Consider the following 25065-nt stretch of genomic DNA (forward strand, 5'->3'; position numbering starts at 1 on the left):
CGCAGGGGCCAGGCGAACGCAGAAATATTGAAATATTAGTCGCTTGCAACTATCATATTGATAGGTCAAAGGGGGTGGCATGGCGAATCTTGAAAAGGGACCGGAGGATTTGCGGCCACCTAGGCCGGAAGTTCTGCGGGAAAAAGTTCGCTTCTTGGCTGCCGACTCGGCGAACGTGACGATCACCTGCCATGCCGAGGAGCGCATGGTGCAAAGAGACATTACCAGCACCATGATGTTCAAGGTGCTCCGAAGCGGGATGCTGTCAGGCGAGGTGCAGAATGGAAAACGGGTAGGCGACTGGGTCGTGAAGGTCACCGGCAGTGTGCCTGGAAAGCGTGATGTGGGAGTTGTCACTGCGGTTCTGGCTCGCGACCGTTTGGTCATCATAACCGTGCAATGGGAAGATATGAGATGACTTCTGAGTTTTTTATCGATGGGAAAGCGCGGGACGCTCAACCCTATGTCTACAAGATTTCCGGACTGGACGATGTCATTCTCCTGAATGGTTTCGTGCGTGAGGAGACAGACTACGGGCCAGGCATCTCGATAGACAACATCGACAATCTGCACGAAGCCATCGCTCTTCGGATCATTTCGATGAAGAAGACGCTGAGTTCGCGCGATTTTCGCTTTCTCAGGGTCGAGATGAACATGACGCAGAGCGAACTGGGGAAGCTCCTCGGCATCGATGGCCAGACCGTGGCACGATACGAAAAGGGGGAGAGCCGCATCTCAGGACCGGTCGACAGGCTGCTGCGTTTCCTGTTCGTGTTCCGTCTTTTGCCCGAGGAAGCGCGGGCGGAACTGATCGCAAAGATCCAAGACACGATAGAACGCGATGAGATGCGCGACTATACTCCCCGTTTCAGAGAGGAAAATGGTAGCTGGTTCGAAACCTGCGCCTAAGCTGTTGGCTTAGACGCAGGCTGCGTTTTCCTGATTTACCGCGCGAACTTCTTGTACTTCACCCGCTTCGGCTCGACCGAGTCCGGGCCCAGACGGCGGATCTTGTCTTCCTCGTAGGCCTCGAAGTTGCCCTCGAACCATTCCACATGGGCCTCGCCCTCGAAGGCCAGGATGTGGGTGCAGAGCCGGTCGAGGAAGAAGCGGTCGTGGCTGATGATGACCGCGCAGCCCGCGAAATCCTCAAGCGCCGCTTCCAGCGCCTGCAGGGTCTCGACGTCCAGATCGTTGGTCGGTTCGTCCAAGAGCAGCACGTTGCCGCCCGATTTCAGCAGCTTGGCCATGTGGACGCGGTTGCGCTCGCCGCCCGACAGCAGCCCCACCTTCTTCTGCTGGTCGCCGCCCTTGAAGTTGAAGGACGAACAATAGGCGCGGCTGTTCACCTCGGCATCGCCCAGAACCACGATGTCGAGCCCGTCGGAAATTTCTTCCCAGACCGTCTTGTTGGGGTCGAGCGCGTCGCGGGACTGGTCGACGTAGCTCAGCTTGACGGTGTCGCCGAAGGTGATGGCGCCTGCGTCGGGCGTTTCCTGGCCCGTCAGCATGCGAAACAGGGTCGATTTCCCGGCGCCGTTCGGGCCGATCACGCCGACGATGCCGCCCGGGGGCAGGGCGAGGCTGAGATCCTCGATCAGCAGCCGGTCGCCATAGCCCTTCTTCAGCCCCTCGATCTCGATCACCTTGCCGCCCAGACGGGGCCCGTTCGGAATGATGATCTGCGCGCGGCCCAGCTTTTCGCGTTCGGACTGGCCGGCCAGTTCCTCATAGGCCTGGATCCGGGCCTTGGATTTCGCCTGCCGCGCCTTCTGGCCGGCGCGGATCCAGTCCAGTTCGCGTTCCAGCTGTTTCTGCTTGGCCTTGTCCTCGCGCGCTTCCTGTTCCAGCCGCTTGGCCTTCTGTTCCAGCCAGCTCGAATAGTTGCCCTCGTAGGGAATGCCCCGGCCGCGGTCGAGTTCGAGGATCCAGCCGGTGATGTCGTCGAGGAAATAGCGGTCGTGGGTGACGATCAGGATCGTGCCCTTGTACTCGATCAGGTGCTGTTGCAGCCAGGCGATGGTCTCGGCGTCGAGGTGGTTGGTGGGTTCGTCCAGCAGCAGCATGTCGGGCGCTTCCAGCAGCAGCTTGCACAGCGCCACCCGGCGCTTTTCGCCGCCCGAAAGGGTTTCGACCGGCGCATCGTCGGGCGGGCAGCGCAGGGCCTCCATCGCGACGTCGATCTGGCTGTCGAGATCCCACAGGTTCTCGGCGTCGATCTGGTCCTGCAGGGTCGTCATCTCTTCCATCAGCTCGTCCGAGTAATCCTCGGCGACCTGCATGGCGATCTCGTTGAACCGGTCGATCTTGGCCTTCTTCCCGGCCACGCCCAGCATGACGTTCTCGCGCACGGTCAGCGCGGGGTCGAGTTCGGGTTCCTGCGGCAGATAGCCGACGCGGGCGCCCTTGGCCGCCCAGGCCTCGCCCGAGAAGTCCTTGTCCCAGCCCGCCATGATCCGCAGAAGCGTCGATTTGCCGGCGCCGTTGACGCCCACGACCCCGATCTTGACCCCGGGCAGGAAGTTCAGGCGGATGTTCTCAAAGCACTTCTTGCCGCCCGGATAGGTCTTGGACACGCCGTCCATGTGGTAGACATATTGGTAGGAAGCCATCGCGAACGCCTCGTGCAGAAGGGGAAAGAGTTGTGTCTGCACATAGCGATTCCGCTGGACAAGGGCAATGACGGGCAGGTTAACGTGCGGCCCTGTGTCGAATGAGGCGGTGGGACGGGCGAATGCGGGCGGGGCTTCCGACGGCGCGGGCCGGGATGCGGATCGGGCTTCTGGGCGGGTCTTTCGATCCGGCCCATGAGGGGCATGCGCATATCACGCGCATTGCCCTGAAACGGTTCCGGCTGGACCGGGTCTGGTGGCTGGTCTCGCCGGGCAATCCGCTGAAGTCCGAAGGCCCGGCCCCGATGGCGCGGCGGATCGCGGCGGCACGGGCGGTGATGGATCACCCGCGGGTCGAGATCACCGATCTGGAGGCCCGGATCGGCACCCGCTACACCGCCCAGACGCTGAAACGGCTGATGGCGCTTTATCCCGGGGTGCGGTTCGTCTGGCTGATGGGGGCCGACAACCTGATCGACTTTCACCGCTGGGACCGCTGGCGCTGGATCCTCGACAACGTGCCGGTGGGCGTGCTGGCCCGGCCGGGGCAGGGGGTGGCGGCGCGCCGGTCGCGCGCCGCGATCACCCATGCCCGCTATCGGCTGTCGGCCGATCGTGCGCCTTGCCTGGCAGACCGGCAGCCCCCGGCCTGGTGCTATCTGAACATGCCGATGGTCGATCTGTCGTCCTCCGAGATCCGGGCGCGCGGCGACTGGCGCGGCTAGGCATGGAGGTTGTGGCGATTAACCCTTTCCCACCTTGCCCGAACCGGGCCGGTCTGGTTCACTCCCGCGCATGACGACGCCCCTCTCACAGCTTTCGCGACGGCTCTTTCTGGCCGGTCTCATGGCGGGGCCCGCCGCTTCGGCGCTGGGCGCGCCGCTCGACCGTTCGCCGGTGCCGCGGCCACGTCCGGAATTGCGCGGCCGGGTGGCCGATGCGGCGCAGCTGATCGAGGCGGCGGGGCTTTCCGGCAAGTTCGCCTTCGCCCTTGTCGATGTCGGGACAGGCACGCTGCTGGAGGCGCACAAGCCACTTCTGGGCTTGCCCCCGGCCTCGGTCGCGAAATCGGTCACGGCGCTTTATGCGCTGGATGCGCTCGGGCCCGAGTTTCGCTTTACCACGCGGCTGATCGCGACGGGGCCGGTGACCGGCGGGCGGCTCGAGGGCGATCTGGTGCTGGCGGGGGGCGGCGATCCGACGCTCGATACCGACCTTCTGGGCGATCTGGCCGCCCAGCTGAAGGCCGCCGGGGTGACCGAGGTGCGGGGGCGGTTCCTCTACCATGCGGGGGCGCTGCCGGGGCTGCCCGCGATCGATCCGGGCCAGCCGCCGCAGGTCGGCTACAACCCGGCGATTTCGGGGCTGAACCTCAACTTCAACCGGGTCCATTTCGAATGGCACCGCGCGGCGGGCGGTTATGCGGTGACGATGGATGCCCGCGCCCGGCGCTATGCGCCCCAGGTCGGTGTGGCGCGCATTCATGTCGTCGACCGGGCGACGCCGGTCTACACCTATGCCTCGAACGGGGGCATCGACGAATGGACCGTGGCCCAGGGCGCGCTTGGGGCCGAGGGCGCGCGCTGGCTGCCGGTGCGCCGTCCGGCGCTTTACTGTGCCGAGGTGTTCCAGACGCTGGCGCGCTCGCATGGCATCGTGCTCGACACGCCGCAGGAGGTGGCCGGTGCACCCGCCGGCACCCAGCTGGGCCGAATCGACAGCGCGCCTCTGGCCGAGATCCTGCGCGAGATGCTGAAATACTCGACCAATGTCACCGCCGAGGCGGTGGGGCTGGCCTCGACCATCGCGCGCGGTGCCCGCCCGCAAAGCCTGGCCGAGTCCGGGCAGGCGATGACCGAGTGGATGCAGACCCGGATGGGCGCGCAAAAGGCGCGGTTCGTCGATCATTCGGGGCTGGGCGATGCCTCGCGGCTGTCGCCGATGGAACTGGTCCGCACGCTGGCCATCGCCGCGCCCGAAGGGCGGCTGCGGCCGCTTCTGAAGGACATTCCGATCCGCGACGACGCGGGACGGCCGCAGACCGGGCATCCGGTCGAGGTGTCGGCCAAGACCGGCACGCTGAATTTCGTCTCGGCGCTGGCGGGCTATATCGGGGCGCCCGGCGGGCGGCAGATGGCTTTCGCGATGTTCTCGGCCGACGAGGAGCGCCGCGCGCGGCTCGGCCCTGAAGAGATGGAACGCCCGCCAGGCGGCAAGGCCTGGATCTCGCGCTCGCGCGCGCTTCAGCAGGATTTCCTGAGGCGCTGGGCGGACCTGTACGCCTGACCGGCCGTCTCAGACGCCGTCGGGCCGGACCACCAGCAGCCCCGCGATGAACCCCGCCTGATTGTGAAAGGCGTCGATCTCGGCCATTTCGGCCTCGGTGCAGCCCAAGAGCAGCTTCAGTTCGGCATCGCGCTTGCTGAGATCCATCGAGGCCAGAACGCCGGTCACCCGGGGCTCGGGCAGGCTGCCGCGCCACAGGTCCACCCCATCGCCGTCGATGGCGCGGGTCCCGTCGAGATAGCCATAGTCCAGCGGATAGACGAGTTCGGGAAAGCGCGGATGGGCCGAGCCCTTGGGCCGGTCCACCACGATTTCCGCGGCGGCGACGAAGCGGTCGGCGAAGGGCCAGAACCGCGCGGGCAGATCGACGGGAACGCTGACGGGGATCACCGGCTAAAGCACCATATGGCGCGCCCGCGCCGCCCGCTCGATGGCCGCGCCCGCCAGCCGGTCGATGTTCAGCTCGTAGCGGATCTCTTCCAGAAGCCGCAATTCGGTCTCGCCCAGCCGCCCGTCGGCCGCGGCCACGTCGCAGGCCAGCACATAGGCGGTTTCGTGCAGCTTCTCGGGCAGCGCCTCGTTGACCAGCCCGAACAGCGCGTCGAGCCCGTCATATTCGCTGAACAGGTCGAACACCGTCTGGGCGACGATGCGGATGCGATCCTGGTCGTAATCGGCAAAGATCGGCAGGTGATTCACCATCCGCTCGATGGTCACCAGCTCGGCGGTGCGGATGGTCTCGTCCGAGGCGGAAACCGCCACCATGATCGCGACCAGCGCGTCCTGGGCGGAAAGGGGCGTTTCGGGTTCGCTCATGGGGGTCTCCGTCGGGTCGTGTTGCGGCGCAGAATATTGACGAGGCGCAAGGGGGGCAATAGGAGTCGGGGCCTTGTCGGGCATGGGGTCCGGCCAGCGAAGCGCCGGGCCCGGGGCCCGTCCAGCGAAGAGAGTGCGAAACGATGTCCAACCTCCGCGACGCCGCGATGAGTTCCAAGGCCTGGCCCTTCGAAGAGGCCCGGAAGCTGCTCAAGCGCGCCGAAAAGGGGGCCGCGGACAAGGGCTATATCCTGTTCGAGACCGGCTACGGTCCCTCGGGCCTGCCCCATATCGGCACCTTCGGCGAGGTTCTGCGCACGACGATGATCCGCCGCGCCTTCGAGGCGATCTCGGACATCCCGACCCGGCTGATCTGTTTCTCGGACGACATGGACGGCATGCGCAAGGTGCCGGGCAACGTGCCGAACCAAGAGATGCTGCGCGAACATCTGCAGCGGCCGCTGACCTCGGTGCCCGATCCGTTCGAAGAATACGAAAGCTTCGGCCATCACAACAACGCGATGCTGCGGCGGTTCCTCGACACCTTCGGCTTCGAATACGAATTCTACTCGGCGACCGAATTCTACCGCTCGGGCCGGTTCGACGACACGCTGAAGCTGGCGACCGAACGCTATGACGACCTGATGGCGGTGATGCTGAAATCGCTGCGCGAGGAACGTCAGCAGACCTATTCGATCTTCCTGCCGATCCACCCCGAGACCGGGCGCGTGCTGTACGTGCCGATGAAGCAGGTCGATGCGGTCAACCACACCATCACCTTCGACGACGAGGACGGCCGCGAATGGACGCTGCCGGTGACGGGCGGCAAGGTCAAGCTGCAGTGGAAGCCCGATTTCGGCGCGCGCTGGGCCGCGCTGGGCGTCGATTTCGAGATGTATGGCAAGGACCATTCGACCAACACGCCGATCTATGACCGGATCTGCGAAATCCTCGGCGGCAGGAAGCCCGAGCATTTCACCTACGAACTGTTCCTCGACGAAAGCGGTGAGAAGATCTCGAAATCGAAGGGCAACGGGCTGACCATCGACGAATGGCTGACCTATGCCGCGACCGAGAGCCTGTCCTATTTCATGTACCAGAAGCCCAAGACCGCCAAGCGGCTCTGGTGGGACGTGATCCCGAAGGCGGTGGACGAATATCATCAGCAGCTGCGCGCCTTCCCGGGGCAGGAGCTGAAGGCCCAGATCGACAACCCGGTCTGGCACATCCATGGCGGCACCCCGCCCGAAAGCCGGATGGTGGTGCCCTTCGCGATGCTCCTGAACCTCGCCTCGGTGGCAGGGGCGACCGACAAGGACGGGCTGTGGGGCTTCATCAAGCGCTATGCGCCCGAGGCCTCGCCCGAAACCCATCCCGATCTCGATCAGGCGGCGGCCTTCGCGGTGCGCTATTTCCACGATTTCGTGGCCCCGCAGCGCCAGTTCCGCGCGCCCGACGCGACCGAACGCGCGGCGATGGAGGATCTGGTCGCCCGGCTCAAGGTCTGGGAGGGGGGGCTCGACGCCGAAGAGCTGCAAAGCCTCGTCTTCGCGGTCGGCAAGGATCACGGGTTCGAGCCGCTGCGCGACTGGTTCAAGGCGCTTTACGAGGTGCTGCTGGGCGCGAGCCAGGGGCCGCGCTTTGGCGGGTTCATCGCGCTTTACGGCGTCGATGAAACCGTGCGGCTGATCGAGGACGCGCTGGCCCGGGGCTGAGCCGCCCGGGCCGCCCGGCTGCCGGGACGCCTAGTCCCGGTGCCAGGACTTCCACCAGCGTTTCCAGCTTCGTCCCAGATCCTTGGCCGGGCTGGCGAAAAGCCGCGCGCCGAGGGTCTGCGCCGCATCGGCCAGGTCCGCCTGCCGTGCCGCGATCCGCGCGCGCAGGGCGTCGCGGGTCTCGGTCCCGCCCGGCAGGTCGGGGGTCGCCGCAAGATGGGTGTCCAGCACGGCCAGATCGTGATGATCGCCCAGAAGTTCGGACAGTTCCGCGACCTTCTTCGCCCGGCGCCCCAGCGGCGCGCGTTCGATCGGCCGCAGAAGCCGGGTGTGATACCAGTGATATTTCACCCGCTTGCGCCAGTCGTGGATCACCGCGACCTCGGGCGCCTCGGCGGCGGCGGCGCGGCCCTTGCGCGCGCGGTCGAAGGTGCGCTGCAACCCGCGCCGCATCGGCCGGAAGCCGTCGCCGTAAAGCGCCCAGCTGCGCGCCCGTTCGCGCAGCGCCAGCATGTCCAGCCGGAACGCCGCCAGATCCTCCTCGACATGGGCCTTGGCGGCGGCGCGGTCGCGGGTCGCGACCAGATGCGCGCGCACCGGCTCGAATCCGCTCAGCCGGCCCCCGGCGGCCAGCTTGTCGAAGGTCTCGACCATGCCCTCGCGGTCGCGCAACCCCGACAGGCGCCGCGCCGCGTCTCGGATCGCGCCGTTCTCGCGGGCATAGGCCGGGAAGGCGGGGCGCACGAGACGGATCAGCCCGCGCAGCTTCTTGGCGCGCTTGCGCAGGCCGTGGACCTTTTCGTGCAGCTCGATCCCCGGGTCGTCGAGTTCGGTGAGGGCGGCGTCGATTTCCTCGATCGCGATCCGGCGCAGGGCCGCTTCGGTGCTCTTGTCCGAGCGTTTCAGGCGATAGGTCATGCTGGGAAAGTCGCGTCCTTGAACTCGTATGATTCCGGAATCCGATCCGATGCCTAGAACCGGGATGTTAGTCCTTTGTGACAGGAGAGGAAGATGCGCCCGCGGCGCAGCGTCCCTGCGCCCGACGCGCGGCTGCGGTCAGGCGTCGCGGAGCCGCGAAAATGAGCGTCAGGCGCCCAGATCTTCGGCCGTCAGGCGGAAGGCCTGGCCGAATCCGCCATTCAGATGGCCCGAATGGGGCACCAGCCGGACGAAATGGAAATCGGCGAAATCCGCGTAAAGCTGGGCCTTGGGCTGATGGTCGAGGTAATGGTCGCGCAGCGCGATGCGGTCGGCGGGCCGGGTCGCGAAGACCGCGCGGGCCTGCAGGGTCAGCCGGGGATGGGTCAGCGGGTCGCCCTTGGGGCCGGGCTCGCCCACCAGAAGCGAACAGTCGGGCAGGGCGCGCAGCGCCGCCGTATGCGGTGCGAGATCCGAGATCAGCGTCACCGGCAAACCGTCCGGCCCCGGCGCCAGCGCGATCCGGGTGACGAAGGGGGCGCCCTCGCGCAGGACCGCCAGCGCGCCGTACCGCGCCTCGGCGATCAGCTTGCGGGCCAGCGCGCGGGCGTCATCGTCGGCCGGGCGGAACGGGTCCTTGGCGCTCATCGCGGGCTCAGAGCCTGATCGCCGAGATCAGCCGCCCGTAATCGGCCTCGCCGGTATGGACGCTGCGGCGGTAGGAAAAGAACCGGTCGGGGTCTGAATAGGTGCAATGGCGGGTCCAGAGCGCCTGCCCGATGCCCGCGCCGCGCAACCGGGCCAGGCTGAAGCCCGGCAGGTCGAACTGGACGCGGTCGCCCTTGCCGGCGGCGAAGAACCGCGTCGAGTCGGGGTCCTCGCTCAGGAACGTGTCGAGGAATTCCGGCCCGACCTCATAGGCGCGCTGGCTGATGGTCGGGCCGATCACGGCGACCGTGTCGTCGCGCCGGGCGCCGAGCCTCTCCATCGCCTCGAGCGTGGCCTCGAGAATGCCCCCAAGCGCGCCCTTCCAGCCCGCATGGGCCGCCCCCACCACACCCGCAGTGCGGTCGGCAAACAGCACCGGCTGGCAATCGGCGGTCAGCACGCCCAGCGCCAGCCCCGGGGTCCGGGTGACCATGGCATCGGCGCGCAGCGGAGATTCGGGCAGGGTTTCGATCACCGCGACAGCGGCGGAATGGACCTGATGCACGGTGACCAGGCGGTCGGGTTCCACGCCCATCGCGCCCGCGACCCGGTTGCGGTTGATCGCCACCGCCTCGGACAGGTCCGACGAGCCCCCGCCGCAGTTGAGCCCCCAGAAGATCCCGGACGACGCGCCGCCCTGCCGGGTGAAGAACCCGTGACGCAGCGGCGCGAGTGCGTTCGAAGTGAGAATTTCCAAAGTCATGAACGAAGTCCTGGGGGATCGGGGGCCCGTGCGGGGGTCAGCGCGAGTGTCTGGAAGAGCGTTCCCATTTCCTCGGGGTGGGTCAAGCGGCGATGTGCGGCAATATGGCTTCGGAGCGCCGCACCGGCGAGGTTTTGCGCCAGAGCCTGGGCGCGGGCCGCAATCCCGAGCCGTTCGAGCAGCACGCCCTGCGGGGTCGGACCGCTGACCCGGACGCCCTCGACGGTTCGGGCGGCGCGGGCCAGCGCCTCGAAATCGACATGGGCGGTCAGATCGGCCTCGCCGGGATGGGCGAGCGGCGGCTCGGGGCGGTGCGCGCGCAGGGCTTGCAGCGTGTCGCCGAGGCTGTGCCAGCCGCCGTAATCGACGATCAGCGCGGCCCCGCCCCGGGCGGCGATCCGCGCCGCCAGGGTCTCGACGATGGCGCAGGCAGGGGCGCAGGTCTCGACGATGTCGCCCGGTTCGGTATCGGCCAGCCGGTGGTCCAGTGCGGCAAGCGGCAGCGGCGCCGAAAGCCCGAGGGTCAGCCTGTCATCCTCGAGCCCGACCAGCCGTTCGCGCCAGCCCGCCGGATCGCGCTGGAACTGGCGGATCGGCAGGGCGTCGAAAAATTCGTTGGCGATCACGAAGAGAGGCGCGTCGGGCAGGGGGGCGGCGCTGTCGATCCAGGCGATGTCGAGCCCCGGCAACGCCTGGCGCTGGCGGGCGCGAAGGTGGGGTGAGGTCTCGACCAGATGCACCCGCGCGGCCGCGTGAAAGCCCGGCACGCGTTTCGTGGCGCGCCAGAGATCGGCCATCAGCGTGCCGCGCCCGGGGCCGAGCTCGGCCAGAACAAAGGGTGCGGGCGCGCCTTGGTCGAGCCAGACCTGAGCGAGCCAAAGCCCCAGAAGCTCTCCGAACATCTGGCTGATCTCGGGGGCGGTGGTGAAATCTCCCGCCTCTCCGAACGGATCGCGGGTGCTGTAATAGCCGTGCTCGGGATGCATCAGGCAGTCGGCCATGAAGTCCGCGATGCCGATCGGGCCGGTCGCCGCGATCCGCCGGGCGAGAAGCCGTGCAAGCGGGGTCATGCCCGGCGCCGCGCCGAGACAAGGATGAGCCCGAGCCCCAGCGCCATCATCGGCAGCGACAGAAGCTGGCCCATGGTCAGCCCGTAGCCCTGCCAGTGCAGCGCAAGGCCCAGCGGATTGCCCGGGCCTGCGAATTGCGCATCGGGCTGACGGACGAATTCGACGGCAAACCGCGCGAGCCCGTAGCCCGCAAAGAAGGTCCCGGCGACGCGTCCGGGCGTCTCCAGCGCGCCGCGGGCCAGCGCAAGCCAAAGCAGGACCGCGCCAAGCAAAAGCCCTTCAAGCCCGGCTTCGTAGAGCTGCGAGGGGTGGCGGGCGCAGGGAAAGCTGTCCCAGCCGGGGCAGTATTGCGCGGCCTCTCCGGGGAAGACGACAGCCCAGGGCAGATCGGACGGGCGACCCCAGAGCTCGGCATTGATGAAATTCGCGATCCGCCCGAAGAAAAGCCCCGGTGGCGTCGCCAGCGCCAGCGCGTCGGCGGCGGGCAGCAGCGGGATGCCGTGCTTTCGGGTGAACAGAAGCACCGCCGCCATGACCCCCAGCAAGCCGCCATGGAAGGCCATGCCCCCGTGCCAGAGGATCGGGATCTCCCAGGGAGCGCTCAGATAATAGAGCGGCTTGTAGAACAGCACGAAGCCGAGCCGTCCGCCGAGGATCACGCCCAGCACGATCCAGGTCAGCAGTTCCTCGACCTGCTCTGGACGCATCGGCGGGCGGGAGGCGGGCCAGAGCCGCTCGCGCCGCATCAGTGCGACGACCAGCCGCCAGCCGATCACGATCCCGGCGATATAGGCCAGCGCATACCAGCGGAGCGCGAAGTCGAAACCGAAGACCGAGATCGAGAAGATCTCGGGGGTGAGGTCGGGAAAGGGGAGAACCGCGTGCATCTTGGGCCTTCTGTTCTCTGGGCTGCGCGGCGAAGTCAACCTTGAGCTTGCGCCGCCTGCGGGCCATATAGGGCGCGAATGTAAATGCCAGAGGCCGCCATGCAGACCCGCAACAAATTTCTCGACGACATGTCGAAGCTGATGACGAATGCCATGGGCGTGGCCCAGGGTGCCAAGGACGAGGCCGAGACGGCGATGAAGAGCATGCTCGATCGCTGGCTCGCCGACCGCAACTTCGTGACCCGCGAGGAATTCGACGCGGTGCGCGCGATGGCGCAGAAAGCGCGCGAGGAAAACGAGGCGCTGAAGGCCCGGATCGCGGCCCTGGAAGCGAAATAGCGCAGAGGATCGGCCCGGAGCGGGGCGCGGGCAGGGCCGCCCTGAGGGACCCTGGAGGCGTTCGGTCGGGCGAAGGGGCGAATTTTCTGCGAAAATTCGGGGCCTGGGGGAACGGGTATGGCCTCAGCCCGGGGCTTTGGTGCCTGTGAGACATCTGTCGCCCGCGCGCGGTGGGGTCGGGCCGGTGGTTCCGGGACCGGGCCGCAATGGCGTCTTTGACGGCCAGTGGGGCTTCGAGCGTCGTGCCGTCAGGCGAACCGTCACGCAGTTGAATCCCGATGCCGGACGCAACGATCGCCAACCGGGATCTCCCGGCGCGACACCGCCGGGCAATGTCCGGCAGAGCGCGGCATCGGGCGCCGGGGTGCCCCGTCCGCATAACCCGTCCTGTAGGTCGGAGGCGCACGGCGCGCGCGAGTCCGGAGTCTTCCCCGACAGCCGTGCACCGTCGTGCAACCGGACCATGGGCCGCTTGAGAAACAGGCCGAGAGGCTGCGCCGGGTCGCGGTCCGGTCCGTGCCGAGCTCCGGGCCGACCGCCACGCCGGGCCGCGTCAGGAACCGCAGCGGGATCGCACCTGGCCACCGCATCGTATACTCCCGTCGCTGCGTCCTTCGCTTGCGCGCCGTCACCAGGTGCGCCATGCGCCGGATCCACTTCCGTCGCCCGCCTTGGGGACAGCGAGTTCCGGGCCCCTTCGTCCTCCCCGAGATCGCCGATCTGAACAGTCTGATCATGCTGACCGTCGATGCCACGGTGCTCGCCGTCCTCCGCGGCGCAGGGGGCTGACTCCGGACGAACTCACCGAGGTCCGGGTCGAGAAGGCCGGCATGACCCCCGCCGCCACCGCCTTGACCCATGAACGCCACGATACGCTCTTCCGCAAGAACGACGCCCTCCAGGCTGGCCTTAAGACCTGATCCGCCTCCGGACCTCGACAGCTCCGACCTGCCCGACCCGCGCCCCGGCGCGGGTTTCTCATGTCCGGAGAACGGAAGGACGCGGCGGAAAACCCGGCGCCGCCGACCCGCCTGACCCCTGCGCTGTCGGCCCGGCCCATGCCGCACGGATTGAGCCATGTCAAGGACGTATGCTGCCGTTCATGCGCAAATGCGCATGAACGGAGGTGACCCATGGTGCTGTCCAGTCTCGCAGCCCTTGCCGAGCCCACCCGGCTGGAGGCGATGCGCCTGCTCGAGGACGGGTCGGAGCATTGCGTCTGCGAATTGATGGCCAGGCTCGATGCCACCCAAAGCAGGATGTCGCGGCACATGAAGGTGCTCAAGCAGGCCGGGCTGGTCACCGACCGCCGCGACGCGCAATGGGTCCGCTATCGCCTGAACCCCGACATGCCCGCGGGGATTCGCGCCATCGTCGCGGCCGCGCTTGCCGCCTCCGCGGACGGGGAACGGAGCGCGGCATGAACGTTGGGGCCGCTCCACCGATCCGTCGGCCCCGACATGAATGGCCGTGGCACCTCGGCGTTGCCGGGGCGGTCCTGGTGTGGGGGCTTCTCTATCACCTGCTCGGCCCGCTTGCGGAACGCCTCTCCGGACAGGTTCCGGTGGACCGGCATAGTCACGCCGGCGAGGCTCTGGCCTTCTTTTTCTACGATGTGCCGAAGGTGATGCTGCTGCTGACGCTGATCGTCTTCGCCATGGGCGTGGTGCGCAGCTATTTCTCGCCCGAAAAGACCCGCGCGTTGCTGTCGGGAAAACGCGAGGGCGCCGGCAATGTCCTGTCGGCGGGGCTGGGGATCTTCACGCCGTTCTGTTCCTGCTCGGCCGTGCCGCTCTTCATCGGGTTTGTTTCGGCGGGCGTGCCTCTGGGCGTCACCTTCTCCTTCCTGATCGCCGCGCCGATGGTGAACGAGGTCGCGCTGGTCCTGCTCTTCGGCCTGGTCGGCTGGCAGGTGGCGCTGGCCTATCTGGCCTTCGGGCTGGGCATCGCCATCCTGGCGGGCGTCGTCATCGGCAAGCTGCGGCTGGAAGGCTGGTTGCAGGACTGGGTGCGCGAGATCCATTCGGGCGCCGCCGCCCCGGGAGGCGTCGCGGGCGAGCGGCTGTCCATGGCCGACCGCTACAGGCACGGCATCGAGGCGGTGCGCGAGATCTTCGGCAAGGTCTGGCTCTGGATCGTCCTCGGCATCGGCCTCGGCGCGGTGATCCACGGCTATGTGCCCGAGGACCTGATGGTGCGGATCATGGGTGCGGACGCCTGGTGGTCGGTGCCCGCCGCCGTGATCCTGGGCATTCCCATGTACACGAACGCCGCCGGTGTGATTCCCATCGTCGAGGCGCTCTTGGGCAAGGGCGCCGCTCTGGGCACTGTCCTGGCCTTCATGATGAGCGTGATCGCGCTCTCCCTGCCCGAGATGATCATTCTTCGGCAGGTGCTGACGCTGCGCCTGATCGCCGTCTTCATCGGTGTCGTGGCCAGCGGCATTCTGGCGGTCGGTTTTCTGTTCAACGTGCTCTTCTGAAAGGACGCCATCATGAAAACCGTCAAGGTCTACGGCCCCGGATGCAAACGCTGCGAAACAACAGCCGCGATGGTCCGGGAGGCCGCAGCGAAACTCGGGATCGAGGTGGATGTCGAAAAGGTCACCGATCCCAGATCCATCGCCATGGCGGGCGTGATGTCCACGCCGGGCGTTTCCGTCAATGGCAAGCTGGTTCATTCCGGAGGCCTGCCGGATGCGGGCAGGCTTGAAGGCTGGCTTTCGGAATCATCCTGATCCGGCCGGGGGCGTCGACCCGTCAGCGCCGCAGAGCGCGGCCGCCTTTCCCCTCGATGGCCTTCGCGACGGTCCCGCGACGGGCCTGAACGCTTCGCGCCAGCGGTTTTCAGGGGCGGACCGACCGCCCGACGATCAGGTCCGTTCCAGGGCTCGCCGGGCAGGGGGAGGCGTTCTGCCGGGCCGATGCCCCGGGCCTCAACGCCGGCTCGTCCCGATCCGAAGCCCCGTTTCGCGCCGCCCCGGTTGTCCACAAGATATTGCGGTGCGTCGTTCAATCTTAACAAAAATTCGCTTTACAGCCTCCGGCTTTCCCCTCACCATATTTTGTGAGGAGACGGGGATATCACCCCGGACCTAGAGCAGGAACCAAAGCCTAGTGGGCCTCGGGTCGGCTTGGGCTAGAAAACAAAGAGGCCGGGCATGCGAACTTCCGAAGACTTCCTGCTGAGCGACGAGATCCACCCCATCGACCTCGTCGAGACCCTCGCATCGCATCACGACTGGGAATTCGACCGGGTCGCCGACGACCAGATCGCGATGGCGGTGGTGGGCCAGTGGCGGACCTATTCGATCACGCTCGCCTGGTCGGGCTTCGACGAGACCCTGCGACTGATCTGCACCTTCGAGATGGAGCCGCCGCCCGAACGGCTGCCCGCGCTTTACGAGGCGCTCAACGCCACCAACGACATGTGCTGGGCCGGGGCCTTCACCTTCTGGCGCGACCAGCGGCTGATGGTCTGGCGCCACGGGCTGATGCTGTCGGGCGGGCAGACCGCCAGCCCCGAACAGGTCGATCAGCTGATCCAGGCGGCGGTCTCGTCCTGCGAACGGTTCTACCCGGCCTTCCAGCTGGTGGTCTGGGCCGACCGCACGCCCGCCAATGCCTTGCAGGTGGCCATTGCGGATGCCTTCGGGCGCGCCTAACCTCGCGCCCCGACAGGCGTAAAGGGGGCGACCATGCAATTCGACGACCTTTCCGCCCGGGGGCTGGTGCTTCTGGGCTGCGGCAAGATGGGCTCTGCGCTGCTCGAGGGCTGGCTGAAACGCGGCCTGCCCGCGGGCGCGGTCTGGGCCATCGACCCGCACCCGTCCGACTGGCTGCGCGCCCGCGCGGCCGAGGGGCTTCACCTCAACGAGGACCTGCCCGAGGCGCCCGCGCTGGTGCTGATCGCGGTCAAGCCGCAGCTGATGGACGAGGCGCTGCCGCAGGTTGCGGGTTTTGCCGATGGGCAGACGCTTTTCGTCTCGATCGCGGCGGGCAAGACGCTGGGCTATTTCGCGGACCGGCTGGGGGCCGGGGCGCCGGTGGTGCGGACCATCCCGAACACCCCCGCCGCCGTCGGGCGCGGCATCACCGCGCTGATCGGCAACGCCAAGGTCGACGAGGCCGGGCTGGCGCTGGCCGAGACGCTTCTGTCGGCCGTGGGACAAACGGTGCGGCTGGACGACGAAAGCCAGATGGATGCGGTGACGGCCGTTTCCGGCTCGGGGCCCGCCTATGTGTTCCACCTGATAGAGACGCTCGCCAAAGCGGGCGAAGCCGCTGGCCTGCCGCCGGAAATGGCGATGAAACTGGCCAGGGTCACGGTCGCGGGGGCGGGGCAGCTGGCCGAGGAGGCTGCCGAGGATCCCGCCCAGCTGCGCATCAACGTGACCTCGCCGGGCGGCACGACGGCGGCGGCGCTGGCGGTGCTGATGGACCCCGAGACCGGCTTTCCGCCGCTTCTGGAAAAGGCGGTCGCGGCCGCGACCCGGCGCGGCAAGGAACTGGGCGCATGAGCGAGATTTCCTTCGACGATTTCCTCAAGGTCGATATCCGCGTGGGCCAGATCACCCGGGCCGAGCCCTATCCCGAGGCGCGCAAGCCCGCGATCAAGCTCTGGGTCGATTTCGGCCCCGAGATCGGCGAGAAGAAAAGCTCGGCCCAGATCACGGCCCATTACACGCCCGAGGATCTGCCGGGCCGCCGCGTGCTGGGGGTGGTCAACTTCCCGCCGCGGCAGATCGGCAAGGTCCGGTCCGAGGTCTTGGTGTTGGGCCTGCCCGACGAAAACGGCGAGGTCGTGCTGATCGTGCCCGACAAGGACGTGCCGATTGGCGGGCGGATGTTCTGATGGTGAAGATCCTTGTCACCCGCCCGATGCCCGGGACGGTCGCCGAGGCGGTCCGGGCCTTGGGCGAACCCGAGTTCCGCACGTCGACGCTGCCGCTGTCACCCGACGAGCTGCGCGCGGCATTGACGGATTACGACATCGTGCTGCCGACGCTGGGCGACGCGTTCTCGGCCGGGGTCTTTGCCGATGTGCCTGCGCCCCGCGCGCGCCTGCTGGCCAATTTCGGCGTCGGCTTCAACCATATCGACGTGGCGGCGGCAAAGGCGGCCGGGGTGGCCGTCACCAACACGCCCGGCGCCGTGACCGATGCGACCGCCGATATCGGCATGATGCTGATCCTGATGACCTGCCGCCGCGCGGGCGAAGGCGAACGGCTGGTGCGCGCGGGCGACTGGCAGGGCTGGCATCCGACCCAGATGCTGGGCCTGCATGTCACCGGCCGGACTGTCGGCATTCTCGGCATGGGCAATATCGGGCAGGCCATCGCCCGGCGCTGTCATTTCGGCTTCGGCATGGAGGTTCTCTACCATACCCGCAGCCCGAAGGATCTGGATTTCCCGGCCCGGGCACTGGGCAGTCCCGAGGCGCTGGCGGCCGAGGCCGATATCCTCGTCTCGGCGGTGCCGGGCGGGGCGGCGACCCGGCATCTGATCGGGGCCGGCGTGCTGGCGGCGATGAAGCCCACCGCGCATCTCGTGAACATCTCACGCGGCGAGGTGGTCGACGAGGCGGCGCTGATCGCGGCGCTCGAGGCGGGCAAGATCGCGGGGGCGGGGCTCGATGTCTACGAATTCGAACCCGAGGTGCCCGAGGCGCTAAGGCGCCGCGAGAACGTGACGCTGCTGCCGCATCTGGGCACGGCGACGCTGGAGGTCAGGACCGCGATGGGGATGATGGCGGTCGAGAATATCCGCGCCCATCTGGACGGCCGGCCGCTGCCCAATCCGGTCGGCTGAGCGGTCGGGGCTCAGCCCGCCAGATGGCGGATGAGCCCGCGCGAGGCATCCTCGACCAGATCCAGCACCAGATCGAAGCTGCCGTCGTAATAGGGGTCGGGCACCTCGTCGCGGGCAGCGTCGGCAAAGTCGAGAAACAGCCTGACGGGGGTTTCGCTGTCGATGGGGCGCATCCGTTCCAGGGCCGTGAGGTTCGAGCGGTCCATGGCGAGGATCAGATCGTAGGCCGCGAAATCGGCCGCCTTGACCTGCCGGGCGCGCAAGGCGGTAAGGTCATAGCCGCGCCCGGCCGCGGCACGGATCGCGCGCGGATCGGGCGGATCGCCCACATGCCAGCCGCCGGTGCCCGCGCTTTCGACCTCGACCGCCAGCCCTTCGGCCTCGGCCAGGGTTTGAAAGACCCCGTGCGCGGTCGGCGAGCGGCAGATATTGCCCAGACAGACGAACAGGATTCGGGTGGTCATGGCGGCCTCCTTTTGCTCTGAGGGATAGCGGAGGTACGCCCGATGACCAAGATCGTGATTCTCACCGGGGCCGGGATTTCGGCCGAAAGCGGGCTTGGCACGTTTCGCGACGTGGACGGGCTCTGGACCCGCTACGACCTGAACGACGTGGCGACGCCCGAGGGCTTTGCCCGCAACCCCGCGCTGGTGATGGAGTTCTACAATGCGCGCCGCCGGAATGCGGCCGAGGCGGCGCCGAACCCGGTGCATCTGGCGCTGGCCCGGCTCGAGGCCGCGCTGCCGCCGGGGGCGGTCCGGATCGTGACCCAGAATGTCGACGATCTGCACGAGCGCGCCGGAAGCCGCGCGGTCTGGCACATGCACGGGCAACTGGCGCGGGCGCGCTGTGCGGCCTGCGGCGCGGATTGGGCGGCCCCGCCGGTGATGCGGGCCGAGGATCCGTGCCCCGCCTGCGGCGCGCCCGCGACCCGGCCCGACATCGTCTGGTTCGGCGAGATGCCCTATTACATGGACGAGATCTGGGAGGCGCTGCGGTCGGCCGATCTGTTCGTGGCGATCGGCACCTCGGGCAATGTCTATCCGGCGGCGGCCTTCGTGCAGGATGCATCGCGCGCCGGGGCCGAGACGCTGGAGCTGAACCTGGAGCCCTCCGAGACGGTCAGCGATTTCGACCGGGTGCGGCACGGTCCGGCCTCGGGGATCGTGCCGGTCTGGGTCGAGGAGTGTCTGAACGAGCTGACAAGGGGATGACATGCCGGGGGCCGTTCGGCCCCCAGCGCCGGGTTCTGTCCCGGCCTGTCAGTTCCCCATGGCCGGCCGCGAGCCCATCTGGCCGCCCATCGGCTGGCGGACGACCTCGACCGGGGCGTCGACCTCGACCGTGCCGGCCTGTTCGAAGGTCAGCGTCAGGTGGACGCTGTCGCCTTCGGTCAGCGAGCGGGTCAGTCCCAGCAGCATCACGTGATCGCCGCCCCGGCGCAGTTCGTGGCTTCCATGGGCGGGCACCGGGAAGCCCTCCTTGACCTCGATCATCTGCATCACGCCATTGGCGTCCGAGACATGGGTGTGCAACTCGACCCGGTCGGCGGCGTCCGAGGCGGCCGCGATCAGCCGGTCGTCGGTGGCGCCGCTATTGACGAGGGTCATGAAGGCGGCGCCGGATTGCGCCATCATCGACGAGGCGCGGGCATAGGCGCCTTCGACGGCGATATCGCCCGCGGCGGCGGGCAGGGCGGGAGCGAGCGCGATCAGGCTCGCGGCAAGGGTGGTTTTCAGGGACATCGCTGGCCTCCTGGTCCTTCAAGGTCTGAAACAAGGGTCGTCGGGGTCAGGCGATGAAAGCGGGAGGCGCGCGCGACCGGGGTTTTGGCGGGCGGCGTCCGCAGGGCGCGGGCGCGTGGCTGCGGCGGCCAAGCGGCCGGGCGCGGAGCGTCCGCAGCGGCAGCACGGGAGGCGAGAGGGCAAGAGCCGCCAGCGCCGCCAGACCGTCGGGGCAGATATGGGGCGCGCCGACCGGGTGGCCGGTTGCGTCGATCTCGACGGTCTGCAGGCCGAAACCGGTGCAGAGCACGATCCGGTCCACCGGGCGCGGCGTGGCGCGCGCCGCCGCGAGGCTCAGCGAGGTGAGCGCCAGCAGGAGGGCAAGGCCAAGGCCGAAGGCGGGGCGGAGCCGGGTCATGGCGCGATCCTAGAACGACTCGAGGCCCGGCGCGATCCGGATTCGCCAAAGGGAGCCGGGGCGGGGGGCTCCCGCCTCCGGCCCGCACGGGGCTTCGCCCCGCTTGCCCGGCCTTGGGCCCGGCCGCGCGCAAGCGCGCGGCGCCTCCGGCGGGGGTATTTGCGCCAAGAAGAAAGGGGAAACGCGAAAGGCCCCGCGGGTGCGGGGCCGTCAAGCAATGTCGCAAGGCAGGCCGGTCGCGCCGGATCAGGCGGTGGCCTGGGCCTTTTCGATCTCTTTCTTGACCTTCAGGGCCTTGTCCGACAGCTCGGCGTCGCGGGCTTTGGCCAGGAAGTTGTCCAGACCGCCACGGTGATCGACGGTGCGCAGGCCGGCGGCCGACACGCGGAACTTGAACGCCCGGCCCAGAACGTCGGAGATCAGCGTGACCTCGTTGAGGTTCGGCAGGAACCGGCGCCTGGTCTTGTTATGGGCGTGGCTGACATTGTTGCCGGTCATCGGCCCTTTGCCGGTCAGTTCGCAGACGCGCGACATGGTTCATATCCTCGTTTCGATAAAGCGACCGACGCCGCAAAGGCAGCGCCGAGAAATCCGTCCGGGCCTAATAGGGGGAAGAGGGGGCGAGGTCAAGCGATTCATCCCCGGCCTTGGCTCCGCCGGATCACGGGTGGGCAAAGCGCGCGACGAACCGGGCGAGGATGGTTTCCGGCCAGTCGACCGCCTGGGCCCGGCAAAGCGCGATCAGGTCGTCGGCCGCCTCGGGCGGGAAATAGCCCCGGTCGCGATAGATCCGGATCCGCAGCTCGAAGCCTGCGCTGTCGGCCTCGGGGTGGAACTGGGTGGCGTAGACATTGGCGCCGTGGCGGATCATCTGGAACGGGCAGGGGTCCGAGGCCAGCAGATGGGCACAGCCGGCAGGCAGCGCCTCGACCGCCTCCTTGTGGCCGACGAAGGCCGCGAAGGTGTCGGGCAGGTTGCGGGTCAGCGGGTCGGCGCGCCCGGCCTCGGTCAGGCGGCAGGTGGTGGCGCCGACCGGTTCGCCAAAGCGGCCCTTGGCCACCGGCGCGCCAAGATGATGGGCCAGAAGGCCGATGCCGTAGCAGCAGCCGAGGAACGGCAGGTCGCGGGCGGTGATCTCGGGCAGAAGGCCGAGGATCGCGGCCTCGATCCGGCGGTCGGTTTCGGATTTCGCGGCCTCGCCGTCCGAGATGCAGCCCGGGCCGCCGCCCACGATCACGCCCGAAAAGGCATCGAGCGTGAGACCCGGGGGCAGCGGCTCGCAATCGAGCCGCAGGCGGCAGGCGTTTTCGGGGGCGAGCCTGCCTTTCTGCAGGAAGGCCGCGTATTCGTCGTCGGCGGCTTCGGTTTCGGGGCGCAGCTGAAGGATCAGGAAGGGCTTCATGGGGCGCCCTCCGCAGGCTCAGGCGGTGACGCCGAGGGCTGCCAGCATCTCGGCCGAGGCATGGGCGACGGTCAGCTCGCCGGCCGCGACCTTCTCGCCCAGATCCGTCATGCGCGCCCGCATCGCCGGGTCGCGGTCAAGCCGGGCCAGCAGGCCGCGGCGGACCTCTTCGGTGAACCAGTAGCGCGCCTGGGCGGCACGGCGGGCGTCGAAATGGCCATGGGCGCGGCGCCACTCGGCAAGCGTCTGCATGTCGTCCCAGGCCTCGCGCAGGCCGCGGTCCTCGACCGCCGAGACCGCGACCGCCTTGGGGAAGCCCTCGGGGTCCTGGGGGCGGCGGCGCAAGAGGTGCAGCGCGCCCGCGTAATCGGCCCGGGTGCGTTCGGCGGCGGGTTTCAGATCGCCATCGGCCTTGTTCACAAGGATCAGGTCGGCCATTTCCATGATGCCGCGCTTGACCCCCTGCAGTTCGTCGCCGCCCGCGGGCGCCATCAGCAGCACGAAAAGATCGGTCATCTCGGCCACCATGGTTTCGGACTGGCCGACCCCCACCGTCTCGATCAGCACGATGCCGAAACCCGCCGCCTCGCACAGCGCCACCGCCTCGCGGGTGCGGCGCGCGACGCCGCCCAGCGCCGACTGGCTGGGCGAGGGGCGGATGAAGGCATTGGGCTCGCGGCTCAGCCGTTCCATCCGGGTCTTGTCGCCGAGGATGGACCCGCCCGAGCGCGCCGAGGAAGGATCGACCGCCAGCACCGCGACCTTGTGGCCCTCGGCCGTCAGCATCATCCCGAAGCTTTCGATGAAGGTCGACTTGCCGACGCCCGGCGTGCCCGACAGCCCGATCCGCAGCGCCTGGCCGGGCGCGTCGGCCAGAAGGTTCAGAAGCTCCTGCGCCTGGGCGCGGTGATCCTCGCGGCCGCTTTCGATCAGGGTGATCGCCCGGGCCAGCGCCCGGCGTTCGCCGGACTTGATGCGGGGGGCAAGCTCGTCTGGGGTCATCGGCGGCTCCGGGTCGTCAGGGGCGGCCCCTGTCTTGCCCTGCCGGGGCCCGGCTGTCCAGCCCCCCGGTCGGGCTGCCGCGCCCTCTGGCCCGGCGCGGCGGTTTGGCCCATAAGGCGGGCATGACGCCCTTGCCCATCGACGCCGTCCTGCCCGAGCTGACCGCGGCCCTCGCCCGTGCGGGCCGCGCCGTATTGCAGGCGCCGCCCGGGGCGGGCAAGACCACGCGGGTGCCGCTGGCGATCCTGCAGGCCGGGCTGACGGCGGGACGGATCGTGATGCTCGAGCCGCGGCGCCTGGCCGCGCGCGCCGCCGCCGAACGGATGGCCGAGACCCTGGGCGAGCCGGTCGGCCAGACCGTGGGCTACCGTATCCGGGGCGAGGCGAAGACCGGCCGCGCCACCCGGATCGAGGTCGTGACCGAAGGCATCCTGACCCGGATGATCCAGTCCGATCCGGGGCTCGAGGGCATCGGTGCGGTGATCTTCGACGAGTTTCACGAACGCTCGCTGAGTGCCGATCTGGGACTGGCGCTGGCCTGGGAGGCACGCCAGGCGCTGCGCGACGATCTGGTCCTGCTGGTGATGTCGGCGACGCTCGATGCGGCCCCGGTCGCCGCGCTGATGGAGGACGCACCGGTCGTGACCTCCGGGGGCCGGGCCTTCCCGGTCGAGACCCGCTGGCTGCCGGCGCCCCTGCCGAAGGGCGCGCGGCTGGCCGAGGCGGCGGCGGATCTTGTGGCCCAGGCCGCGGCCGAGACTAAAGGCGGCGTTCTGGTCTTTCTGCCCGGCGAGGCCGAGATCCGGCGCTGTGCCGCAGCGTTGCAGGGGCGGTTGCCCGCCGACTGCGCGATCCGCCCGCTTTATGGCGCGCTGCCCTTCGCCGAACAGCAGGCCGCGATCCGGCCCGCGCGTGAGGGCCGCAAGCTGGTGTTGGCGACGGCCATTGCCGAAACCTCGCTGACCATCGAGGATGTCCGTGTGGTGGTCGATGCGGGCCGCGCCCGGCGTGCCCGGTTCGATCCGAACTCGGGCATGTCGCGGCTGGTGACAGAACGGGTCACCCGGGCCGAGGCCGACCAGCGCCGCGGCCGGGCCGGGCGGGTGGCCGAAGGCGTCTGTTACCGGCTCTGGACGAAGGGCGAAGAAGGGGCGCTGGCCGCCTATCCTCCGGCCGAGATCGAGGCGGGAGACCTGACCGGGTTGGCACTGGAACTGGCGGCCTGGGGGGCGTCCGGCCCCGAGGATCTGGCCTTCCTGACGCCGCCCAATCCGGGTGCCTTCGCCGAGGCGCGGGCGCTGCTTGCCGGGCTCGGCGCGCTCGACGCCGCCGGGCGGATCACCGGGCATGGCAAGGCGCTGGCGGCGCTGCCGCTGCATCCCCGGCTCGGACACATGCTGCTTGCGGCCGGCCGTCAGGCGGCGCCTCTGGCCGCGCTCCTGTCCGACCGCGATCCGCTGCGCGGGGCGGGCAGCGATCTGGCGCTGCGCCTGCGCTGCATCGCCGACCCGACGGCGCCGACCCCGGTGCCGCCCGACCGGGGCGCGCTGGCCCGGATCCGGACCGAGGCCAAACGTCTCGCCGCACAGGCGCCCGACGCCCCCCGCGCGATGGGCCCGGGCGAGATGGCGGCGCTGGCCTATCCCGACCGGATCGGGCTGCGGCGGAAGGGCGATGACCCGCGCTATGTGCTGTCCGGCGGCAAGGGGGCGGTGATCGATCCGGCCGATCCGCTGGCGGGCCAGCGGCTGATCGTGGCGCTCGATCTCGACGGCGACACCCGCGAGGCACGCGTGCGCCTGGCCGCCCCGCTGTCCGAGGCGGATTTGCGCGCCGTGCATGGCCCGGCCATCGCCTGGCAGGACGTCTGCGCCTGGTCCCGGCGCGAGGCCCGGGTAACCGCGCGGCGGCAGGAACGCTTCGGCGCGCTGGTGCTTGACAACCGCAATTGGCCCGACGCTCCGTCCGAGGCCGTGGCCCGCGCGATGCTGGAGGGCGTCCGCAGCCTCGGCCTGCCCTGGACCGATGCGACGCGCCGTTTCCGCGCACGGGTCGAGCTTTTGCGCGCCGAGGGCGCGGATCTGCCCGATTTCTCCGATGCGGGTCTGATGGCGGACCTCGAGGACTGGCTGCTGCCCCATCTGGGCGGGCTCAGGACGGCGGAGGACCTCAAACGCTTCGACCCGCTGCCCGCACTGACCGGCCGCCTTGACTGGGAGGCGCGGCAGATGGTCGATCGCCTCGCGCCTGCCAGTTTCGAAACGCCGCTGGGGCGGAAGATCCCCATCGACTACGACGCCGAGGCCCCGGGGATCGAGTTGCGCCTGCAGGAGCTTTTCGGCGTGACCCGGCACCCGACGGTCGGCCCCAGGCGCCTGCCGCTCCGGATCACGCTGTTGTCGCCGGGCAGTCGCCCGGTCCAGGTCACCATGGACCTGCCGGGCTTCTGGGCGACCAGCTATGCCGATGTGCGCAAGGAGATGCGCGGCCGTTATCCCCGCCATCCCTGGCCCGAGGACCCGACCGCCGCCGACCCGACGCTCCGCACCAAACGCCGGAACTGACGAAACAGCGCTTGCAAGACGGAGCGCCGTGCGGCGCAAGGCTCTTGTCTCGGCTCCGGCCGGTCGGCCGTCGCCTCGGAATGCGCCCCGT

General features: G+C 68.8%; 29 protein-coding genes. 15 read left to right on the forward strand and 14 right to left on the reverse strand.

The window, feature by feature from the left end; genetic code table 11:
* The first annotated feature begins 79 nt into the window (after window positions 1–79).
* Complete coding sequence (locus tag BYZ73_RS06490; protein ID WP_112315339.1) at window positions 80–418, forward strand: DUF4258 domain-containing protein; 339 nt, start codon at window positions 80–82, stop codon at window positions 416–418.
* On the forward strand, window positions 415–909 hold the full coding sequence (locus tag BYZ73_RS23525; RefSeq protein ID WP_220086798.1) for a helix-turn-helix domain-containing protein: 495 nt from the start codon (window positions 415–417) through the stop codon (window positions 907–909). The genes BYZ73_RS06490 and BYZ73_RS23525 overlap by 4 nt, the downstream gene beginning before the upstream one ends.
* Before the next feature lie 35 nt (window positions 910–944).
* Here the strand turns inward: BYZ73_RS23525 and ettA are convergent, their stop codons facing one another.
* Window positions 945–2612 (reverse strand): energy-dependent translational throttle protein EttA, encoded by a 1668-nt coding sequence (ettA, locus tag BYZ73_RS06500; protein ID WP_108025072.1) that lies wholly within the window; start codon window positions 2610–2612, stop codon window positions 945–947.
* Window positions 2613–2734: 122 nt separating this feature from the next.
* Between ettA and BYZ73_RS06505 the strand changes: the two genes are divergently transcribed.
* Together BYZ73_RS06505 and dacB are read left to right on the forward strand one after the other, a co-directional pair.
* Entirely contained in the window at window positions 2735–3337 is a 603-nt protein-coding gene (locus BYZ73_RS06505; protein ID WP_112315340.1) for a nicotinate-nucleotide adenylyltransferase, read from the forward strand.
* A 70-nt stretch (window positions 3338–3407) separates the two neighbouring features.
* On the forward strand, window positions 3408–4898 hold the full coding sequence (dacB, locus tag BYZ73_RS06510) for a D-alanyl-D-alanine carboxypeptidase/D-alanyl-D-alanine endopeptidase (RefSeq protein ID WP_112315341.1): 1491 nt from the start codon (window positions 3408–3410) through the stop codon (window positions 4896–4898).
* A 9-nt stretch (window positions 4899–4907) separates the two neighbouring features.
* Here dacB and BYZ73_RS06515 read toward each other — a convergent pair whose 3' ends face one another.
* Together BYZ73_RS06515 and BYZ73_RS06520 are read right to left on the reverse strand one after the other, a co-directional pair.
* The gene (locus tag BYZ73_RS06515) at window positions 4908–5288 is read right to left on the reverse strand and encodes a hypothetical protein (protein ID WP_220086799.1); all 381 of its coding nucleotides are present in this window, start codon (window positions 5286–5288) and stop codon (window positions 4908–4910) included.
* A 3-nt stretch (window positions 5289–5291) separates the two neighbouring features.
* On the reverse strand, window positions 5292–5714 hold the full coding sequence (locus BYZ73_RS06520; RefSeq protein ID WP_108024686.1) for a tellurite resistance TerB family protein: 423 nt from the start codon (window positions 5712–5714) through the stop codon (window positions 5292–5294).
* A gap of 143 nt (window positions 5715–5857) precedes the next feature.
* Between BYZ73_RS06520 and BYZ73_RS06525 the strand changes: the two genes are divergently transcribed.
* Window positions 5858–7429, forward strand: a complete 1572-nt coding sequence (locus BYZ73_RS06525; RefSeq protein ID WP_112315342.1) for a lysine--tRNA ligase — start codon at window positions 5858–5860, stop codon at window positions 7427–7429.
* Window positions 7430–7459: 30 nt separating this feature from the next.
* Here the strand turns inward: BYZ73_RS06525 and BYZ73_RS06530 are convergent, their stop codons facing one another.
* From BYZ73_RS06530 to lgt, 5 genes are all read right to left on the reverse strand, one after another.
* Window positions 7460–8347, reverse strand: coding sequence for a CHAD domain-containing protein (locus BYZ73_RS06530; RefSeq protein WP_112315343.1), 888 nt, complete (start codon window positions 8345–8347; stop codon window positions 7460–7462).
* A 168-nt stretch (window positions 8348–8515) separates the two neighbouring features.
* Window positions 8516–8995: a HugZ family pyridoxamine 5'-phosphate oxidase gene (locus BYZ73_RS06535; protein ID WP_108024691.1), complete on the reverse strand. Its 480-nt coding sequence runs from the start codon at window positions 8993–8995 to the stop codon at window positions 8516–8518.
* A gap of 7 nt (window positions 8996–9002) precedes the next feature.
* A complete protein-coding gene (gene pgeF, locus BYZ73_RS06540; protein WP_108024693.1) occupies window positions 9003–9758 on the reverse strand; it encodes a peptidoglycan editing factor PgeF in 756 nt (251 codons plus the stop codon).
* Complete coding sequence (locus BYZ73_RS06545; RefSeq protein ID WP_112315344.1) at window positions 9755–10828, reverse strand: class I SAM-dependent methyltransferase; 1074 nt, start codon at window positions 10826–10828, stop codon at window positions 9755–9757. The genes pgeF and BYZ73_RS06545 overlap by 4 nt, the downstream gene beginning before the upstream one ends.
* Entirely contained in the window at window positions 10825–11715 is an 891-nt protein-coding gene (gene lgt, locus BYZ73_RS06550) for a prolipoprotein diacylglyceryl transferase (protein WP_112315345.1), read from the reverse strand. The genes BYZ73_RS06545 and lgt overlap by 4 nt, the downstream gene beginning before the upstream one ends.
* A gap of 99 nt (window positions 11716–11814) precedes the next feature.
* On the opposite strand from lgt, the gene BYZ73_RS06555 reads away from it, so the two are divergent.
* The 8 genes from BYZ73_RS06555 to BYZ73_RS06595 all read left to right on the forward strand — a co-directional run bounded on the left by BYZ73_RS06555 (window position 11815) and on the right by BYZ73_RS06595 (window position 17864).
* On the forward strand, window positions 11815–12054 hold the full coding sequence (locus BYZ73_RS06555; protein WP_075785043.1) for an accessory factor UbiK family protein: 240 nt from the start codon (window positions 11815–11817) through the stop codon (window positions 12052–12054).
* A gap of 1133 nt (window positions 12055–13187) precedes the next feature.
* Complete coding sequence (locus BYZ73_RS06565) at window positions 13188–13478, forward strand: ArsR/SmtB family transcription factor (protein WP_108024701.1); 291 nt, start codon at window positions 13188–13190, stop codon at window positions 13476–13478.
* Window positions 13475–14536, forward strand: coding sequence for a permease (locus tag BYZ73_RS06570; protein ID WP_112315347.1), 1062 nt, complete (start codon window positions 13475–13477; stop codon window positions 14534–14536). The genes BYZ73_RS06565 and BYZ73_RS06570 overlap by 4 nt, the downstream gene beginning before the upstream one ends.
* A gap of 12 nt (window positions 14537–14548) precedes the next feature.
* Window positions 14549–14791, forward strand: a complete 243-nt coding sequence (locus BYZ73_RS06575) for a thioredoxin family protein (protein WP_108024705.1) — start codon at window positions 14549–14551, stop codon at window positions 14789–14791.
* A gap of 423 nt (window positions 14792–15214) precedes the next feature.
* On the forward strand, window positions 15215–15718 hold the full coding sequence (locus tag BYZ73_RS06580; RefSeq protein ID WP_108024708.1) for a type III secretion system chaperone family protein: 504 nt from the start codon (window positions 15215–15217) through the stop codon (window positions 15716–15718).
* A gap of 33 nt (window positions 15719–15751) precedes the next feature.
* Window positions 15752–16573: a pyrroline-5-carboxylate reductase gene (proC, locus tag BYZ73_RS06585; protein WP_112315348.1), complete on the forward strand. Its 822-nt coding sequence runs from the start codon at window positions 15752–15754 to the stop codon at window positions 16571–16573.
* Window positions 16570–16908, forward strand: a complete 339-nt coding sequence (locus BYZ73_RS06590; protein WP_112315349.1) for a tRNA-binding protein — start codon at window positions 16570–16572, stop codon at window positions 16906–16908. The genes proC and BYZ73_RS06590 overlap by 4 nt, the downstream gene beginning before the upstream one ends.
* Entirely contained in the window at window positions 16908–17864 is a 957-nt protein-coding gene (locus BYZ73_RS06595; protein ID WP_112315350.1) for a 2-hydroxyacid dehydrogenase, read from the forward strand. The genes BYZ73_RS06590 and BYZ73_RS06595 overlap by 1 nt, the downstream gene beginning before the upstream one ends.
* A gap of 11 nt (window positions 17865–17875) precedes the next feature.
* On the opposite strand, the gene BYZ73_RS06600 is transcribed toward BYZ73_RS06595, so the two are convergent.
* Window positions 17876–18328, reverse strand: a complete 453-nt coding sequence (locus BYZ73_RS06600) for a low molecular weight protein-tyrosine-phosphatase (RefSeq protein ID WP_112315351.1) — start codon at window positions 18326–18328, stop codon at window positions 17876–17878.
* A 42-nt stretch (window positions 18329–18370) separates the two neighbouring features.
* Here BYZ73_RS06600 and BYZ73_RS06605 point away from each other — a divergent pair, with 42 nt between their 5' ends.
* Complete coding sequence (locus BYZ73_RS06605) at window positions 18371–19078, forward strand: NAD-dependent deacylase (protein WP_112315352.1); 708 nt, start codon at window positions 18371–18373, stop codon at window positions 19076–19078.
* 48 nt (window positions 19079–19126) lie between these two features.
* Here BYZ73_RS06605 and BYZ73_RS06610 read toward each other — a convergent pair whose 3' ends face one another.
* From BYZ73_RS06610 to meaB, 5 genes are all read right to left on the reverse strand, one after another.
* A complete protein-coding gene (locus BYZ73_RS06610) occupies window positions 19127–19609 on the reverse strand; it encodes a copper chaperone PCu(A)C (RefSeq protein ID WP_112315353.1) in 483 nt (160 codons plus the stop codon).
* Between the two features lie 46 nt (window positions 19610–19655).
* Entirely contained in the window at window positions 19656–20006 is a 351-nt protein-coding gene (locus BYZ73_RS06615; RefSeq protein ID WP_112315354.1) for a hypothetical protein, read from the reverse strand.
* A 246-nt stretch (window positions 20007–20252) separates the two neighbouring features.
* The gene (gene rpmB / locus BYZ73_RS06620; protein ID WP_075785056.1) at window positions 20253–20540 is read right to left on the reverse strand and encodes a 50S ribosomal protein L28; all 288 of its coding nucleotides are present in this window, start codon (window positions 20538–20540) and stop codon (window positions 20253–20255) included.
* A gap of 127 nt (window positions 20541–20667) precedes the next feature.
* On the reverse strand, window positions 20668–21408 hold the full coding sequence (locus BYZ73_RS06625) for a glutamine amidotransferase (protein ID WP_112315355.1): 741 nt from the start codon (window positions 21406–21408) through the stop codon (window positions 20668–20670).
* Between the two features lie 18 nt (window positions 21409–21426).
* Window positions 21427–22410, reverse strand: a complete 984-nt coding sequence (gene meaB, locus BYZ73_RS06630; RefSeq protein WP_112315356.1) for a methylmalonyl Co-A mutase-associated GTPase MeaB — start codon at window positions 22408–22410, stop codon at window positions 21427–21429.
* A 122-nt stretch (window positions 22411–22532) separates the two neighbouring features.
* Here meaB and hrpB point away from each other — a divergent pair, with 122 nt between their 5' ends.
* Entirely contained in the window at window positions 22533–24974 is a 2442-nt protein-coding gene (gene hrpB, locus BYZ73_RS06635; protein ID WP_112315357.1) for an ATP-dependent helicase HrpB, read from the forward strand.
* Window positions 24975–25065: the final 91 nt, after the last annotated feature.

Source organism: Rhodovulum viride, from assembly GCF_003265965.1.
GTDB classification, from domain to species: Bacteria; Pseudomonadota; Alphaproteobacteria; order Rhodobacterales; family Rhodobacteraceae; genus Rhodovulum; species Rhodovulum kholense.